This is a genomic window from Aliivibrio salmonicida LFI1238, assembly GCF_000196495.1.
Classification (GTDB): domain Bacteria; phylum Pseudomonadota; class Gammaproteobacteria; order Enterobacterales; family Vibrionaceae; genus Aliivibrio; species Aliivibrio salmonicida.
This window is the reverse complement of sequence record NC_011312.1, coordinates 1,451,585-1,466,722: the sequence shown is the minus strand read 5'-3', so window position 1 is coordinate 1,466,722 and position 15,138 is coordinate 1,451,585. Positions and strand designations below refer to the sequence as shown.

Below are 15,138 nucleotides of genomic sequence, written 5' to 3'. Positions count from 1 at the left end.
ATACACGCATAAAAAAAGCACTCAATAATTGAGTAATGCCGATCATTTAAGGTAAATATGATCGGTTGACCGATCCTTTTTAGATGTCAAAATCCAAGTGTATTTTATGCACTTGGATTTTTTTATGGATGTTTCTCAAGCTCTAAACATAATCAATGACTGGAAACCTAGCAACGTAGAGACTCTCGCTGATTTACTTCCAATCCATCTGATTGATGAGGCTTATTCTCTCACTGATACGGTGACGATGAGGAAGCGAAAGCTTACTCTTGAATCAATGGTATGGTTACTTGTTGGTATGGCTATCTATAACAATAAATCCATGAAGGATTTAGTTAATCAGCTTGATATTGTAGACCGTACAGGTAAAGCTTTTGTCGCTCCTAGTGCCCTTACTCAGCGCCGAAAAAATCTAGGTGAAGCAGCAATGAAAGCAGTCTTTGAGCGAATGACAAGTTCCTGGCTTAAGAGTGCTAATCTTCCTAAATGGAATGGACTAACTCTCTTAGGCGTTGATGGTGTTGTATGGAGAGCACCTGATAACCAGAAAAATGAAGAGGCTTTTTCTCGCCAAAAAGGAACTCAATATCCACAGGTAAGAATGGTTTGCCAAATGGAGCTAAGCAGTCATCTTATTACAGCGAGCGCTTTCGATAATTACAATACAAATGAAATGATATTGGCAGAGAAGTTAATAGATAGTACACCTGACCATAGCGTAACTATGTTCGATAAGGGGTTCTATTCATTAGGATTACTACATAAATGGCAGATGACAGGCTCAGAGCGTCACTGGCTTATTCCCCTTAAAAAAAATACTCAATATGAAATAATTCGATCGCTAGGTCGTAATGACAAACTTGTTATTCTTCGGAGTAACCCAAGAGCAAGAAAACTGTTTTCTAATTTACCTGAAACGATGACTGCTCGTCTCGTGACTCGAAAAATTAAAGGAAAAGATTATCAAGTTCTGACGTCAATGATTGACCCATTACGTTACCCATTGAAAGATATAGTCGGTCTTTATGAGCATCGTTGGGAAATAGAATTGGGTTACCGAGAGCAGAAACAATACATGTTAGGAAATCGCTTAACACTACGAAGCCGTCTGCCTGAATTAGTGAAACAAGAACTATGGGGTATCTTGTTGACTTATAATTTAATTCGCTACCAAATGGTAGAGCTTTGCTTTAATTTAAAAGGAAATTATCTCCCTTATCAATTGAGTTTTAATGGGACACTTGCTCATGTATCTGCATTATTAGTTGGTTTACCATACTCAACGCCAGGAGCGATCCCTCGACAATTAAAAGGCTTCCACCAGATGGCTGAAAGCTTAATACTTGATAGGCGAAGGGAAAGAACATTCCCTCGAATGGTAAAACCAAGACCTCAACGATATGCCAGAAACAAGAATGCCATTCACCCTTAAGTGAACGGCATTACTCAATAATTGAGTGCTTCTCATAAATTATAGAAACTATTTAACCTGAATTCTGGATAAGGCTGAACTAATTGCCCACCTAACGATCAGATCTTTCGACCAAGAATTATTTGAACGTATTTTAAAAGGTGGGCAAGATGAATAAATTAGTTGATATATTTTGTGATGTCGATGATTTTTGTTATCAATTCTTATCTCAATGGGAAAAATACCTTGTTGAGGCTAGTGAGAGAAAAAGAAAACGTCAGTCAGTAATGTCTACTAGTGAATGTATGACTATTGTCATCGCTTTTCATCAATCAAATCATAGAGATTTCAAGAACTTCTATATCGGGTTAGTTCATCAATATTGGAAAGGATACTTTCCAAATTTACTTAGCTACACTCGATTTGTGAGCAAAATGCCTAGCCTAATCGCCCCAATGTGTGCCTATTTTCAATCTATCAAAGGTAAGCCGACTGGCATTGCTTTTGTTGACTCCACGAGTCTTAAAGTATGCCATAACATTCGAATTCCTCGCCATAAAGTCTTTGATGGTGTTGCGAAAAGAGGAAAAGGTACCATGGGATGGTTTTTCGGCTTCAAACTTCATTTATTGATTAACCATCTTGGAGAAATTATTTCGCTGAAAATCACAGCTGGCAATGTAAATGATAGGACTCCTGTACCTGATTTATGCAAAGAACTCTCGGGGAAATTGTACGCTGATAAAGGGTACATAGGTAAAAAGTTGAGTGAGAGCTTAAAGAACTCTGATGTCGATTTAGTGACTACCTCGCGAAAAAACATGAAAGCAAAAGAGATAAGTGCTTTTGATAAGGCTATGTTATCAAAGAGATACATTATCGAAACGATAAATGACCAATTGAAGAATATCTCTCAAATTGAACATAGCCGTCATCGTAGCGTGACTGGTTTCATGCTAAATGTAATTTCAGGCGTTGTGGCTTATTGTTTAAAAAAACAAAAGCCACGAATTAAGCTATCAGAATGTGAATTTGAACTAATCCTCGCTTAAAGCATGTTTTATCCAGAATTCAGGTTATTTAGTAAATTACTAACTTATTCCATTTCTGCGATTTTTACTTTCCACGTATCGGGACCAATTTGGTGTGCATTTGCGCCCGTTGAATCAACCGCAACAGTCACTGGCATGTCTTCCACATCAAATTCATAAATCGCTTCCATTCCTAGCTCTTCAAAAGCAACCACTCTTGCTTTTTTAATCGCTTTAGATACGAGATATGCGGCACCACCGACGGCCATTAAATAAACCGCTTTTTTGGCTTTAATAGACGCTACGGTTGCAGGGCCACGCTCTGCTTTACCGATCATTCCCATTAGACCCGTTTCTAGCATCATGTCAGTAAACTTATCCATACGTGTTGATGTCGTTGGACCCGCAGGACCAACGGCTTCGTCACGCACTGCGTCAACAGGGCCAACGTAATAAATGAACTTACCATTAAAATCGACACCTTCTGGTAAACCTTCGCCGCTTTCAATCATGCTTTGCAGACGTTTATGAGCCGCGTCACGACCGGTTAAAATCTTGCCAGTTAGTAGAACCGTTTCACCTGTGCGCCATTCTTGTACGTCAGCTTTGGTCAGTCCATCAAGATTCACACGACGTGTATTCGCGCCCGCTTCCCATGTGATGTCTGGCCACTCTTCCAGTTTTGGCGGCTGAAGATCAGCAGGGCCCGAACCATCAAGGGTAAAATGTACGTGACGTGTTGCTGCACAGTTAGGGATCATGCACACAGGCTTAGAAGCGGCATGTGTCGGTGCAGATTTTATTTTCACATCAACAACCGTGGTTAATCCGCCAAGACCTTGTGCACCAATGCCTAGCTTATTCACACGATTAAAGATATCAAGACGCAGTTCTTCTTCTGCATTCTCTGGACCACGGTCAATCAATTCTTGAATATCAATGTGACCCATTAACGATTCTTTCGCTAACACGGCGGCTTTTTCTGCTGTACCACCAATACCGATACCTAGCATACCTGGTGGACACCAACCCGCGCCCATTAATGGCAAGGTTTTTTCTACCCATTCCGCAATATCATCTGATGGGTTTAGCATCACCATTTTGGTTTTATTTTCAGAACCGCCGCCTTTTGCTGCGATTTGAATCTCAACGGTATTACCCGGAACCATATTGATGTGCACGACCGATGGCGTATTGTCTTTCGTATTAATACGTTTACCAGCAGGATCAGACAGTATTGATGCACGTAGTGGATTATCTGGGTTAAGGTACGCTTGACGAGTACCTTCATCGATCATTTGTTGAACGGTTAAATCCCCTTCCCACTGTACGTTCATACCAATATTAACGAAACAAGTCACAATCCCCGTATCCTGACAAATAGGACGACGCCCTTCTGCTGACATACGTGAATTAATTAATATTTGAGCAATTGCGTCTTTAGCCGCTTGACTCTGTTCTCTATGGTAGGCTTTTTCAAGCGCTTGAACGAAATCAAGTGGGTGGTAGTAAGAAATATACTGCAGTGCATCAGCAACAGAGCTGATCACATCTTCATTACGAATAGTTGTTCTCGTTTGAGCAACCATTTCTTTATTAACGTTCGTCATAGGGCCCTCTTAAAATATATGCTTCCATGGCAATAATGTAATGTCGTTCTTTTTAGTAATGACGTGAGCAATCGTCATCTATTATTTTCTTTTAGAACTCTCAGTATGATACTCTTGCTCTCTATTCAAGGCTATCGTTGCTCATCACATTCTGGTCATAAAAACTCAAAATGAACAATCAATTAGACGCAAAATTACAAATGACATCCCTTGATTATCAATCCAACTCTTTGGTTGATTTGTTTTCTGCAATTGAATCTCAACCATGGTCGATGTTATTGCATTCCTCTGCGGTTGCTCATGTCGATAATCGCTACGACATCGTCGTTTCTGATCCAATAGCAACGTTACAAACTCACGATAAAATCACTTCTATTAATATAAAAGGAAGAGATCTCATAACCAGTGAGGATTGCCCCTTTGAATTGTTAGCTCACTATCAAGAATCCCTAACACCAAGCTGCGATTCCATCACTGATCTTCCTTTTATTGGCGGCGCTTTAGGCTACTTTAGTTATGATCTAGGCCGCCGAGTTGAATCGATACCTAATATTTCAGAAAAAGACATCCCCACCGCAGAGATGGCGATAGGGATTTATGATTGGGCACTGGTTGCTGATCATAAAAAGAAAACATTAACGTTAATTCAGCCAAACAACAGTGATCGCCTAGCATGGTTGCAACCGTTCACCGCCATTCAAGAAGAGAAACTGTCGTTCCAATTAACGACACCTTGGTCATCAAACATGACAAAAATTGAATACTCTGAAAAATTTGACGTTATTTCTGAGTATCTTCAATCCGGTGATTGCTACCAGATAAATCTTGCCCAGCGCTTTAGTGCACACTATGAAGGTTCTGAATGGTTGGCTTATCAAAAACTCGCGATAAATAACGGAGCCCCTTTTTCGGCGTTCATTAGAACACCTGAATTAACCATTATTTCCGTATCGCCTGAACGTTTTTTACACGTTAAAGACAAGCAGATAGAAACCAAACCAATCAAAGGCACTCGTCCTCGCTCAAAAGATCCAGTAATAGATGCGAAAGAAGCTGAAATATTACGTAATAGCGCAAAAGATCGCTCAGAGAACTTAATGATTGTGGATTTATTACGTAACGATATTGGTCGAGTAGCAAAACCGGGATCGGTGAACGTACCGAGCCTCTTTGCGATTGAATCATTTCCTGCTGTCCATCACCTCGTTAGCACTATCACAGGTGAACTTAATACTGGTTACAGCGCTTTTGATTTATTAAAAGCCTCTTTTCCTGGAGGCTCTATCACTGGAGCACCAAAAATTAGAGCAATGGAAATTATTGAAGAGTTAGAACCACATCGTCGTAATTTATATTGTGGCAGTATTGGTTATATCAGTCGCTGTGGTGCGATGGACACCAGTATTACCATTCGAACATTAATCGCTTATGACGATACTTTATACGCTTCCGCTGGCGGTGGCATTGTTGCAGATAGCGAAGTTGAACTAGAATATGAAGAGACATTACATAAGTTAAGTAAAATTCTACCGATATTATAATGTCACTTAAACTAAGGATCCGGCTTATGGATACACATTTATTGTCTCATTTATTACTCAATAAGCCGAATTCATACAGTGAAGATTTATTGCTGCACCCTCGCTTTAAAAACACAAATTTTAAGCAAGCCGCCGTCCTCGTTCCTCTCGTAAAAAGGCCCTCTGGATTGCACTTAATTTTGACTCAAAGAGCCGCTCATTTACACCATCATCCAAGTCAAATTAGCTTCCCTGGAGGCAAGGCCGAACCGTCTGATTTATCCTTAATTCATACTGCAATTCGTGAGACAAATGAAGAGATCGGCATTCAACTTGAACAAATACACCCATTAGTAAAACTTAACACAATACCAACAATATCCGGTTATAAAGTAACCCCTATCGTTGCACTTATTGATGAAAATTATACCACCGCAATCGATTACGGTGAGGTTAGTAGCACATTTGAAGCACCACTCTCCCACCTACTTAACCCAATGAATACGACAAAGCACAAAGTTTTTAACAAAAAACACACGTATGAGTTAATTTTTATTCCTTTTAATAAAAAACTCATTTGGGGAATTACCGCAGAAATCATTCATTCAATGAATCACATTACAAATTAGAAAAACCAGCCTTCATTAATAAGTTTTTCTAATCCGAACTCAATACCTACTGTGATCATTATCAATAATCTTCAGTTCTCCATTCATATTTTTTCATTTGTCGATCTGGGTCAAGGTTTTTCTTGTCAAAATAACGACAATAGCGCCGTTCCCAAAATTCCTGTTCTAAAAAAATTAAGAGTATAATAACTATGCAAACAACAACGACTGCATCGACAGGTGCAAAAAAAGCAAAGTGGACTTATAAAGACTTCACTTGGTGTCTTTCTCTATTCGGTACAGCCGTAGGTGCTGGTGTTTTATTCCTTCCAATTAAAGCGGGTGCGGGTGGTTTTTGGCCTCTTGTTATTCTTGCTCTAATCGCTGCACCAATGACTTGGTTTGCACACAAAAGTTTGGCTCGTTTTGTTCTTTCTGCTAAGAACCCAGACGCTGATATTACCGATACGGTAGAAGAGCATTTTGGTAAAACTGGCGCAAACCTAATCACTTTTGCTTACTTTTTTGCGATTTACCCAATTGTATTAATTTACGGTGTTGGTATTACCAATACAGTCGACTCTTTCATGGTTAACCAAATGGGGATGGAATCCATTCCTCGTTGGTTATTATCAGGTGTTCTTATCACTCTGATGACATGTGGCGTTGTATTTGGTAAAGAACTTATGCTGAAAGCAACATCAGCAATGGTTTACCCTCTTGTTTTCATTTTGATGGTTCTTTCTGTATACCTAATCCCTGAGTGGAACACATCAATGGCGTCTGTAGCACCAGATTGGAGCGCAATGCCTTCTGTTGTTTGGTTAGCGATTCCAATCATCGTTTTCTCTTTTAACCACAGCCCAGTGATCAGCCAGTTCTCTAAAGAACAACGTCGTGTTTACGGTGAAAATGCAGTAGCAAAAACTGACATGATCACTGGCGGTGCAGCAATGATGCTAATGAGCTTTGTTATGTTCTTCGTTTTCTCTGTGGTTCTTTCTTTATCTCCAGAGCAACTAGCACAAGCACAAGCACAGAACATCTCTGTTCTTTCTTACCTAGCTAACGTTCACGAATCTCCAATGATTTCTATCATGGGTCCTGTTGTTGCATTTGCAGCGATTACTTCAAGCTACTTCGGTCACTTCCTTGGCGCTCATGAAGGTCTTGTTGGTTTAACTAAGTCTCACACAAAAGCACCTCTTGCTACTGTTGAGAAAGGGTCTCTAATCTTCATCGTTGTGACTACTTGGATCGTTTCTATCGTTAACCCAAGCATCTTGGGTATGATTGAAACAATGGGTGCACCAATGATTGCCGCTATCCTATTCCTAATGCCTGTATTCGCAATGCGTAAAGTACCAGCAATGGCGAAGTACAAAACTTCAGCACCTGTACAAATCTTCACAGCATTATGTGGTGTTGCTGCGATTACTTCTGTAATCTACGGCGCTCTTTAATCGTCATTCTATATGTTGATATAGACATCGATTATTCGAAGTAATAATAATGATAATAAAAGCCCCCTATTAATGGGGGCTTATTCGAGGTAACAACATGATTAGTGTTTTTGATATCTACAAAATTGGAGTTGGTCCATCTAGCTCCCACACTGTTGGTCCAATGAAAGCGGGTAAAGAGTTTATCGACGATTTACGTGGCATGGGCAAACTGCGTGATATCACTAAAATCACTGTTGATGTTTACGGTTCGTTATCACTGACAGGGAAAGGTCACCATACTGATATAGCTATTATTATGGGTCTGGCAGGCAACACGCCAGAACACGTAGATATTGACTCAATTCCAGGCTTTATTGCTCGCGTTGAAGAAACAGAACGCCTACCCGTTGGCATGCATTGCCATACGGTAGAGTTTCCTAAAGATGGTGGGATGAATTTCCACAAAACCAATCTTGAATTGCATGAAAATGGTATGCAGATCCATGCGTGGATAGATGGTGAAGTCGTTTACTCTAAAACATATTACTCTATCGGTGGTGGTTTTATTGTTGATGAAGAACACTTTGGTAAAGAAGTAGAATCATCAATCAAGGTACCTTATGCCTTTAATAGTGCAGAAGAGCTCGTTAATCTATGTAAAGAACATGGCTTATCTATTAGTGCCTTAGTAATGAAGAACGAACACGCGATTCTTGCAGAAGATGAAGTTCGTACTTATTTCGCAAAAATTTGGAAAACCATGCGTGATTGCATGGAAAAAGGCATGAATACCGAAGGGCTTCTTCCTGGACCTCTACGTGTTCCTCGTCGTGCTGCGGCACTTCGTCAACAGTTGCTTACATCAGAAAAAACATCAACTGATCCTATGGAAGTTCTGGATTGGGTGAATATGTTTGCATTCGCTGTTAATGAAGAGAACGCTGCTGGTGGACGTGTTGTTACAGCACCAACAAACGGCGCATGTGGCATCATCCCTGCTGTATTAGCGTATTACGACAAGTTTATACAAACAGTAACAGAGAAAGATTACATTCGTTATTTCGCAGCATCTGGTGCGATCGGCGGTCTATACAAACAAAATGCATCTATCTCTGGTGCTGAAGTGGGTTGTCAGGGTGAAGTCGGTGTTGCTTGTTCAATGGCTGCTGCTGGTCTTGCTGAATTAATGGGTGGAAGCCCTGAGCAGGTCTGTATGGCGGCTGAAATTGGTATGGAGCATAACCTTGGGTTAACGTGTGATCCTGTTGCAGGACAAGTACAAGTCCCTTGTATTGAACGTAATGGTATTGCTTCTGTAAAAGCAATCAACTCAACTCGTATGGCACTTCGTCGTTCGTCGGATCCTCGTGTTTCTTTAGACAAAGTTATTGAAACAATGCTTGAAACAGGCAAGGACATGAACGCGAAATACCGAGAGACATCTCAAGGTGGCCTAGCGATTAAAGTTATCTGCTAGATCACTCATTGATACATTCAGGGACGTTAATTCGTCCCTTTTTTTTATTTTTATTCATTCATACAACTAATTCCTTTCAATTGAACTATACTAATCATACTAAATCCTTCTTTTTTACAGCAAATTAACAATATAATCAGCATTCACTATTAACAATAAACTCAATTGCTGTAATATTACTATTAATACGTTTTCCGATAATATAATTATTATGAATAAGAAAAAACATACCCTATCTCCTAGAGCACAAGAATTAAGAGCTGAATGGACTGGAATGAAAAGTGATCATCGCTTTATTTCTCATTCATTCAACTGCGTGAAAGTTCATATCCATACACCTGATGATGGAATGTATAACCGTTCTGTCGGCTGTTTAAAGCAAGGGCGAGATAAAGCCCTTAAAGAGGCGCTAAAACAACGTAACCAAGTTGGTCGAGAACTCTGGGGCAGCTGTTGGAATGCGGTTTTAAATACACAGAGTCTATTTGAACGCTTACCACACAGCCTAGAACCTGATGTCATAGAAAAGAAACGGACCCTTCTTTCTGGTGAAGTCAGAGGAACGAAATACTATATTGTTCGCTGGAAAGAACTAGTTGGTGACGAATATAAGCCGAAAAGTAGACTTTTCATACACGGAGACGACCGATTAGGTGCATACACCAAAGCGAAGAAATTAATGATAGAAGTGCATAAAGAATTCATCCCAATTTTGAAAAAGATGGGACGCTTTAATATTATTAAAGTGAGCTAGTTTTTTATACATACAAAAATGGCGGAATTCTATTCCGCCATTTTTATTTAGAGCTAAGTAACGTTACATTTTATCAGCGACTGAATGATAACCTCGTAGGTAATCATACTTGAAGTTTTTATCGATGCTGTCACAAACACCAGTATAAACCCCACCTTTAGTGCCTAACTCGAAGGCATCTTGCCCACAATATTCTTGAAGTCCTTTTTTATAACCGCTTACGTAAGCATCATAGTTAGACGCTTTTAGTTCCGTTCCATCTAATAGATCGGTGATTTGCTCTTTAGATTCAAAATTCCATCCTTTGACACCTCGATCTAACCCATAGCTGTTCCAATCACTATCCAGTGTTGATGTCAGTGGAGCTAAGCTTGAACAAGCCATCAACGAAAGAGCAAACACAGTAATCAATAACGCTCTCATATCAGTACCCTCTTATTATAAATATACTTACTAATAGAAACTTTACAGTTACATCCCACCAGCAGTCGAATGTCTACCGCTACTGTAATCTTCCCTAAATGTCCAATCTATCACATCACAGATACCATTATAAGATTCGCCTTTCACGCCTAATATATAAGCATCTTTCTGACAATATTCAGCTTGCCCTTCTTTATATCCGGCAAGATAGGATTGGTAATTTGTATCTTTAAGCGTTTCACCATCCAGTTTTTTGACCAGTATAGATTCTGATTGAATGACCAAACCTTTTAGAGCTCGTTCATACCCAAAATCTTTCCAATCCTTATCCATCATAGATGTTGGAACTGGCGTTGATGAACAAGCCGCTATCATTAACGTGATCGCAAGAACAACTAACCTTTTCATAATCATGACCCTCAAAGAAAACACATTAAGTACTACGTTAACTGTATCAGGTCAGATCATTTCTGCTATAAAATTTGACTAATTAACCTGAATTCTGGATAAAACATGCTTTAAGCGAGGATTAGTTCAAATTCACATTCTGATAGCTTAATTCGTGGCTTTTGTTTTTTTAAACAATAAGCCACAACGCCTGAAATTACATTTAGCATGAAACCAGTCACGCTACGATGACGGCTATGTTCAATTTGAGAGATATTCTTCAATTGGTCATTTATCGTTTCGATAATGTATCTCTTTGATAACATAGCCTTATCAAAAGCACTTATCTCTTTTGCTTTCATGTTTTTTCGCGAGGTAGTCACTAAATCGACATCAGAGTTCTTTAAGCTCTCACTCAACTTTTTACCTATGTACCCTTTATCAGCGTACAATTTCCCCGAGAGTTCTTTGCATAAATCAGGTACAGGAGTCCTATCATTTACATTGCCAGCTGTGATTTTCAGCGAAATAATTTCTCCAAGATGGTTAATCAATAAATGAAGTTTGAAGCCGAAAAACCATCCCATGGTACCTTTTCCTCTTTTCGCAACACCATCAAAGACTTTATGGCGAGGAATTCGAATGTTATGGCATACTTTAAGACTCGTGGAGTCAACAAAAGCAATGCCAGTCGGCTTACCTTTGATAGATTGAAAATAGGCACACATTGGGGCGATTAGGCTAGGCATTTTGCTCACAAATCGAGTGTAGCTAAGTAAATTTGGAAAGTATCCTTTCCAATATTGATGAACTAACCCGATATAGAAGTTCTTGAAATCTCTATGATTTGATTGATGAAAAGCGATGACAATAGTCATACATTCACTAGTAGACATTACTGACTGACGTTTTCTTTTTCTCTCACTAGCCTCAACAAGGTATTTTTCCCATTGAGATAAGAATTGATAACAAAAATCATCGACATCACAAAATATATCAACTAATTTATTCATCTTGCCCACCTTTTAAAATACGTTCAAATAATTCTTGGTCGAAAGATCTGATCGTTAGGTGGGCAATTAGTTCAGCCTTATCCAGAATTCAGGTTAATTAATAAAAACAAACCAAAAAGAAGCGTTAAAACTAATGCCGGTTTGCCACCTTCAGCTTGATAAGTATGGCTGTCTAACTCGGTATTTCCTGCCGCTTTCTTTCTTACCGTAACCACCATGGCTAATGGAATAAACACGGCAAGGAAAACTAAAATAACACCAGCGTATCCCAATACAGATAAGAATTGATCAGCGGCAAGGCTTGCGCCCAACAATGGTAAGATAAAAGTACACACGTATGTAATTACTTTATTGTGTGAAATCATATCTTTATTCTGATTGTACAACGCCATCGCCACGCCTAAAAATGAAGTCAGTAAGGCTAATGATGTAAAGACTGACAATATAAATTCGATGTATTCACTTTTAGAACTAAAGGTTTGAATTAAATCAGAAATATTTGAGAAGTGTGTAATTTCTTCTGCATTGAGATTCCCAACAACAGCATATAACCATACAAGGTAACAAATAAGTGGGATCACCGATCCTAAGATAACCATATTTCTAAGTTGTTTACTGGTTGCTTCTTTATTATAAGCAACTAAAGACGGGATCACGGGCATAGAAGCAAAACTAGTAAATAAAATCGTACTGGTATCAAATAACATCCCTTTATCGGTATTCGTTACTTGCATCAAGTTGTCTGCCGAGATTCCTGGAACCAATATGATCAACGTAATAAAGAGCATAGAAACCATAAATAGGAACAACACACGATTTAACTTATCGATAATTTGAGTTCCACAGACAACAAAAGCACTCGCAATTAATGTAAAACCAATCTGAGAAGCTTCAATGCTCATCTCAATGTTCGCCATTGAAAATATGCGTTTAATAAGATCGGCAGCACCTAAAATGTAAGCAATAAGCATACAAATCAACAGCAAATAAAATAAGCTGTTAGTGACAATTTGCCCCCCTTTACCCATCGTTTTATTGGCAACGGTATTGATGCCGAACGCTAATTCTGTTTTTGAACACGCTTCTGTGAGCAGTAAAGCGGAATAGGTAGTACCGGCACAAATAACAAGCATTAATAAGGTGCTATAAAAAAGACCAAATTGCGCTAAAACCATAGGAATAGCTAACATTCCAGCACCAAGAGTAGTTCCTGAAAGGATTAATGCACTACCAAATAATTTAAAATTCATTGTGTATTCTTAATATATAAAATGGAAAAACAGTCACAGTATAAATGAATACCCTAATACCATGATTAGGGCATTAAAAGAGTTATAACACTTGAGAAACGAGTAAGAAGCTACCGAATGCAAAAGAGAATGCCAGCATTGCTACTCCACCCTCAGCTTTATATCCCTGTTCGTTCGTTTCTTTCTGTCTTAATTTAACAACCATCGCTAACGGAACAAAGACAGCAAGGAACACAAGGATGATCCCTGCATAACTTAATACGGCTAAGAACTTATCTGCCGCTAAAATGGCACCCGCTAATGGGAAGATAAAACTAATCACATAAGTGATCACTTTATTTTGCTTGAAAGTATCTTGGTTTTGAGTAAACAAAGCCATTGCCACCCCTAAGAATGACGTTAATAAAGCAAGACCAGTAAAGCTCGACAACACTACATTAATGAAAGCATGCTCTGCACTGAAGACCGAAATCAATTCAGAGACATTAGAAAACTCGACTAATTGCTTAGAGGTTAAATTACCAACAACCGCATATAACCAAACTAAGTAACACACAAGCGGAATAAGAGAGCCAACAATGACCATATTTCTCAATTGCTTATGCGTCGCTTCATGGTTATAAGAAACTAATGATGGGATCACAACCATAAAACCAAAACTGGTGAAGATAATTGAGCTGGTCTTAATGAGATCGGGCATATTAGAATTAGACACTTGCACCATATTTTCAGCAGAAATACCAGGCACTAAGAAAACTAACGTCAATAGCAGCATACCTAACATCACCGCAAATAAAACTCGGTTCAGTTTATCAATAACCGCCGTACCTGAAGCAACAATCGCCCCTGCAATTAAGGTAAATGCAATTTGACTTTGAACAAGGCTCAAGTCCATCCCAATACTACGAACAAGTTTATTGAGTAAATCACCGGCCCCTAAGATGTACGCCATTAATAAACAAATCAGTAATGCATACAGCAAACCATTCGTCACAACTTGCCCACCTTTACCTAAGGTTTTACGCGCAATCGTGTTCATTCCTAACCCACCGCCGACATTAATACTTGCTTCAAGTAATAATAGTGCCGCATAGGTTGTACCGATACAGATAAACAGCATTAATGCTGTTCCCCACAAGAGCCCAAATTGAGCCAGTACCATAGGTATAGCAAGCATGCCTGCGCCTAACGCAGTACCTGAAATAATAAGCGAGCTGCCAATTAATTTTAAATTCATTGTGTTTATTTCCTATGTTTAATTCGAGTAAATTTATTTTATTTTTTATAAATTCAACGCATACAAAACAGCACCTTTACTAGGCGACAGCGTTAAAATTAAGCTTATTGATTACGAATAAAAACGAGGAAATCGAAAATACGAGAGAAGGAGAAAAGCGAAACGTTGAGACGAGAAAAAACGCGAAGATAAAACAACCGTGGATTTGGTACGAGTAAAATGTGGTGAACCTTCTGTTGGCTCCAATAAAGGGCCTGTCGTTGCTTGAAATATCATGTGTACATCCTAATTAGTCACATTCCATTAAAATAAACCGTATAGTAATTCCTTTACTAATCGGAGCCACTTAGTTAGCAGCTCATGCCATTTTATATAACAGGTCTCCTATTGCAACCCTTAACACGATTACTTTTACAGCAGTTAGTTCACCTCAACTAAATTATTTATCCATTTCTTACTTTTCAAACGGTATAAACAAGCAAACCACTGAGTCAGCACATCTTGATACAAGCAGAATTTCACATCAAAACGCTTAACAACACCGCTTCTGAGAGTTGACCAAGCATAAAAACATCAGTCAGGCTTTTACTCGATAAAAGGATACTTTGTAATGTGATAGGAAGAGCAATAATAATAAGTCGATAAAAGAAGTCACCTCTTGAATGAGTCATGACTTGACGGAAAAATGATGCACTTTGACTCTTCATAACCAGAGATCACTAACTAATTTCAACAATAGAATTAAGTATACCGTAAGTTATTTTTCGTCTAATAAATAGTGAGGGGTACAGTTAAGCAGATTGCAATTATTAATAGACTCACATTATCATTACTTTTCATATGGTCTTTTGACGACAAAATGACAACTTTATATTAATGCTAAGAAGGTATTTAAGAACAATAGGCGCCTACGGCGCAAATCAAAAGGACTCAACCTCTTCCATTGTTGCCAATAAATCGTTTATCCTATCG

The 15,138-nt window shown here is 38.8% G+C and carries 13 protein-coding genes and 1 pseudogene; 7 read left to right on the top strand and 7 right to left on the bottom strand.

Annotated elements, in window-relative coordinates; translation table 11 throughout:
* Positions 1 to 124: 124 nt before the first annotated feature.
* Together VSAL_RS07255 and VSAL_RS07250 are read left to right on the top strand one after the other, a co-directional pair.
* Positions 125 to 1,432, top strand: a complete 1,308-nt coding sequence (locus VSAL_RS07255) for an IS4 family transposase (RefSeq protein WP_012549425.1) — start codon at positions 125 to 127, stop codon at positions 1,430 to 1,432.
* Positions 1,433 to 1,581: 149 nt separating this feature from the next.
* Positions 1,582 to 2,463, top strand: coding sequence for an IS982-like element ISVsa6 family transposase (locus tag VSAL_RS07250; RefSeq protein ID WP_012548944.1), 882 nt, complete (start codon positions 1,582 to 1,584; stop codon positions 2,461 to 2,463).
* Positions 2,464 to 2,507: 44 nt separating this feature from the next.
* Here VSAL_RS07250 and VSAL_RS07245 read toward each other — a convergent pair whose 3' ends face one another.
* Positions 2,508 to 4,052 carry a fumarate hydratase gene (locus VSAL_RS07245; RefSeq protein WP_012550049.1) on the bottom strand — a complete coding sequence of 515 codons (1,545 nt, stop codon included), beginning with the start codon at positions 4,050 to 4,052 and terminating at the stop codon, positions 2,508 to 2,510.
* Between the two features lie 170 nt (positions 4,053 to 4,222).
* Between VSAL_RS07245 and pabB the strand changes: the two genes are divergently transcribed.
* From pabB to VSAL_RS07220, 5 genes are all read left to right on the top strand, one after another.
* Positions 4,223 to 5,593 (top strand): aminodeoxychorismate synthase component I, encoded by a 1,371-nt coding sequence (gene pabB / locus VSAL_RS07240; RefSeq protein WP_012550048.1) that lies wholly within the window; start codon positions 4,223 to 4,225, stop codon positions 5,591 to 5,593.
* Positions 5,594 to 5,619: 26 nt separating this feature from the next.
* Positions 5,620 to 6,201, top strand: coding sequence for a CoA pyrophosphatase (locus VSAL_RS07235; protein ID WP_044583231.1), 582 nt, complete (start codon positions 5,620 to 5,622; stop codon positions 6,199 to 6,201).
* 191 nt (positions 6,202 to 6,392) lie between these two features.
* The gene (locus VSAL_RS07230; protein ID WP_012550046.1) at positions 6,393 to 7,643 is read left to right on the top strand and encodes an aromatic amino acid transport family protein; all 1,251 of its coding nucleotides are present in this window, start codon (positions 6,393 to 6,395) and stop codon (positions 7,641 to 7,643) included.
* Between the two features lie 97 nt (positions 7,644 to 7,740).
* A complete protein-coding gene (locus VSAL_RS07225; RefSeq protein WP_012550045.1) occupies positions 7,741 to 9,102 on the top strand; it encodes an L-serine ammonia-lyase in 1,362 nt (453 codons plus the stop codon).
* A gap of 211 nt (positions 9,103 to 9,313) precedes the next feature.
* Complete coding sequence (locus VSAL_RS07220; protein WP_012550044.1) at positions 9,314 to 9,856, top strand: hypothetical protein; 543 nt, start codon at positions 9,314 to 9,316, stop codon at positions 9,854 to 9,856.
* A gap of 63 nt (positions 9,857 to 9,919) precedes the next feature.
* On the opposite strand, the gene VSAL_RS07215 is transcribed toward VSAL_RS07220, so the two are convergent.
* The 6 genes and pseudogenes from VSAL_RS07215 to VSAL_RS07190 form a co-directional block, all read right to left on the bottom strand.
* Positions 9,920 to 10,279, bottom strand: coding sequence for a DUF2799 domain-containing protein (locus tag VSAL_RS07215; protein ID WP_012550043.1), 360 nt, complete (start codon positions 10,277 to 10,279; stop codon positions 9,920 to 9,922).
* A gap of 48 nt (positions 10,280 to 10,327) precedes the next feature.
* Entirely contained in the window at positions 10,328 to 10,687 is a 360-nt protein-coding gene (locus VSAL_RS07210; protein WP_012550042.1) for a DUF2799 domain-containing protein, read from the bottom strand.
* Between the two features lie 110 nt (positions 10,688 to 10,797).
* Positions 10,798 to 11,679: an IS982-like element ISVsa6 family transposase gene (locus VSAL_RS07205; RefSeq protein ID WP_012548944.1), complete on the bottom strand. Its 882-nt coding sequence runs from the start codon at positions 11,677 to 11,679 to the stop codon at positions 10,798 to 10,800.
* Between the two features lie 77 nt (positions 11,680 to 11,756).
* Entirely contained in the window at positions 11,757 to 12,929 is a 1,173-nt protein-coding gene (locus VSAL_RS07200; protein WP_044583230.1) for an amino acid permease, read from the bottom strand.
* An 82-nt stretch (positions 12,930 to 13,011) separates the two neighbouring features.
* Positions 13,012 to 14,166, bottom strand: a complete 1,155-nt coding sequence (locus VSAL_RS07195; RefSeq protein WP_012550041.1) for an amino acid permease — start codon at positions 14,164 to 14,166, stop codon at positions 13,012 to 13,014.
* Between the two features lie 527 nt (positions 14,167 to 14,693).
* A pseudogene (locus VSAL_RS07190) lies at positions 14,694 to 14,873 on the bottom strand (MATE family efflux transporter); the annotation flags it as partial.
* Positions 14,874 to 15,138 lie beyond the last annotated feature (265 nt).

What these genes read in the sequence shown, in the direction of transcription:
- VSAL_RS07255 (WP_012549425.1), top strand. Translation starts at nt 125, where the DNA reads ATGGATGTTTCTCAAGCTCTAAACATAATCAATGACTGGAAACCTAGC.
- VSAL_RS07250 (WP_012548944.1), top strand. Translation starts at nt 1,582, where the DNA reads ATGAATAAATTAGTTGATATATTTTGTGATGTCGATGATTTTTGTTAT.
- VSAL_RS07245 (WP_012550049.1), bottom strand. Translation starts at nt 4,052, where the DNA reads ATGACGAACGTTAATAAAGAAATGGTTGCTCAAACGAGAACAACTATT.
- pabB (WP_012550048.1), top strand. Translation starts at nt 4,223, where the DNA reads ATGAACAATCAATTAGACGCAAAATTACAAATGACATCCCTTGATTAT.
- VSAL_RS07235 (WP_044583231.1), top strand. Translation starts at nt 5,620, where the DNA reads ATGGATACACATTTATTGTCTCATTTATTACTCAATAAGCCGAATTCA.
- VSAL_RS07230 (WP_012550046.1), top strand. Translation starts at nt 6,393, where the DNA reads ATGCAAACAACAACGACTGCATCGACAGGTGCAAAAAAAGCAAAGTGG.
- VSAL_RS07225 (WP_012550045.1), top strand. Translation starts at nt 7,741, where the DNA reads ATGATTAGTGTTTTTGATATCTACAAAATTGGAGTTGGTCCATCTAGC.
- VSAL_RS07220 (WP_012550044.1), top strand. Translation starts at nt 9,314, where the DNA reads ATGAATAAGAAAAAACATACCCTATCTCCTAGAGCACAAGAATTAAGA.
- VSAL_RS07215 (WP_012550043.1), bottom strand. Translation starts at nt 10,279, where the DNA reads ATGAGAGCGTTATTGATTACTGTGTTTGCTCTTTCGTTGATGGCTTGT.
- VSAL_RS07210 (WP_012550042.1), bottom strand. Translation starts at nt 10,687, where the DNA reads ATGAAAAGGTTAGTTGTTCTTGCGATCACGTTAATGATAGCGGCTTGT.
- VSAL_RS07205 (WP_012548944.1), bottom strand. Translation starts at nt 11,679, where the DNA reads ATGAATAAATTAGTTGATATATTTTGTGATGTCGATGATTTTTGTTAT.
- VSAL_RS07200 (WP_044583230.1), bottom strand. Translation starts at nt 12,929, where the DNA reads ATGAATTTTAAATTATTTGGTAGTGCATTAATCCTTTCAGGAACTACT.
- VSAL_RS07195 (WP_012550041.1), bottom strand. Translation starts at nt 14,166, where the DNA reads ATGAATTTAAAATTAATTGGCAGCTCGCTTATTATTTCAGGTACTGCG.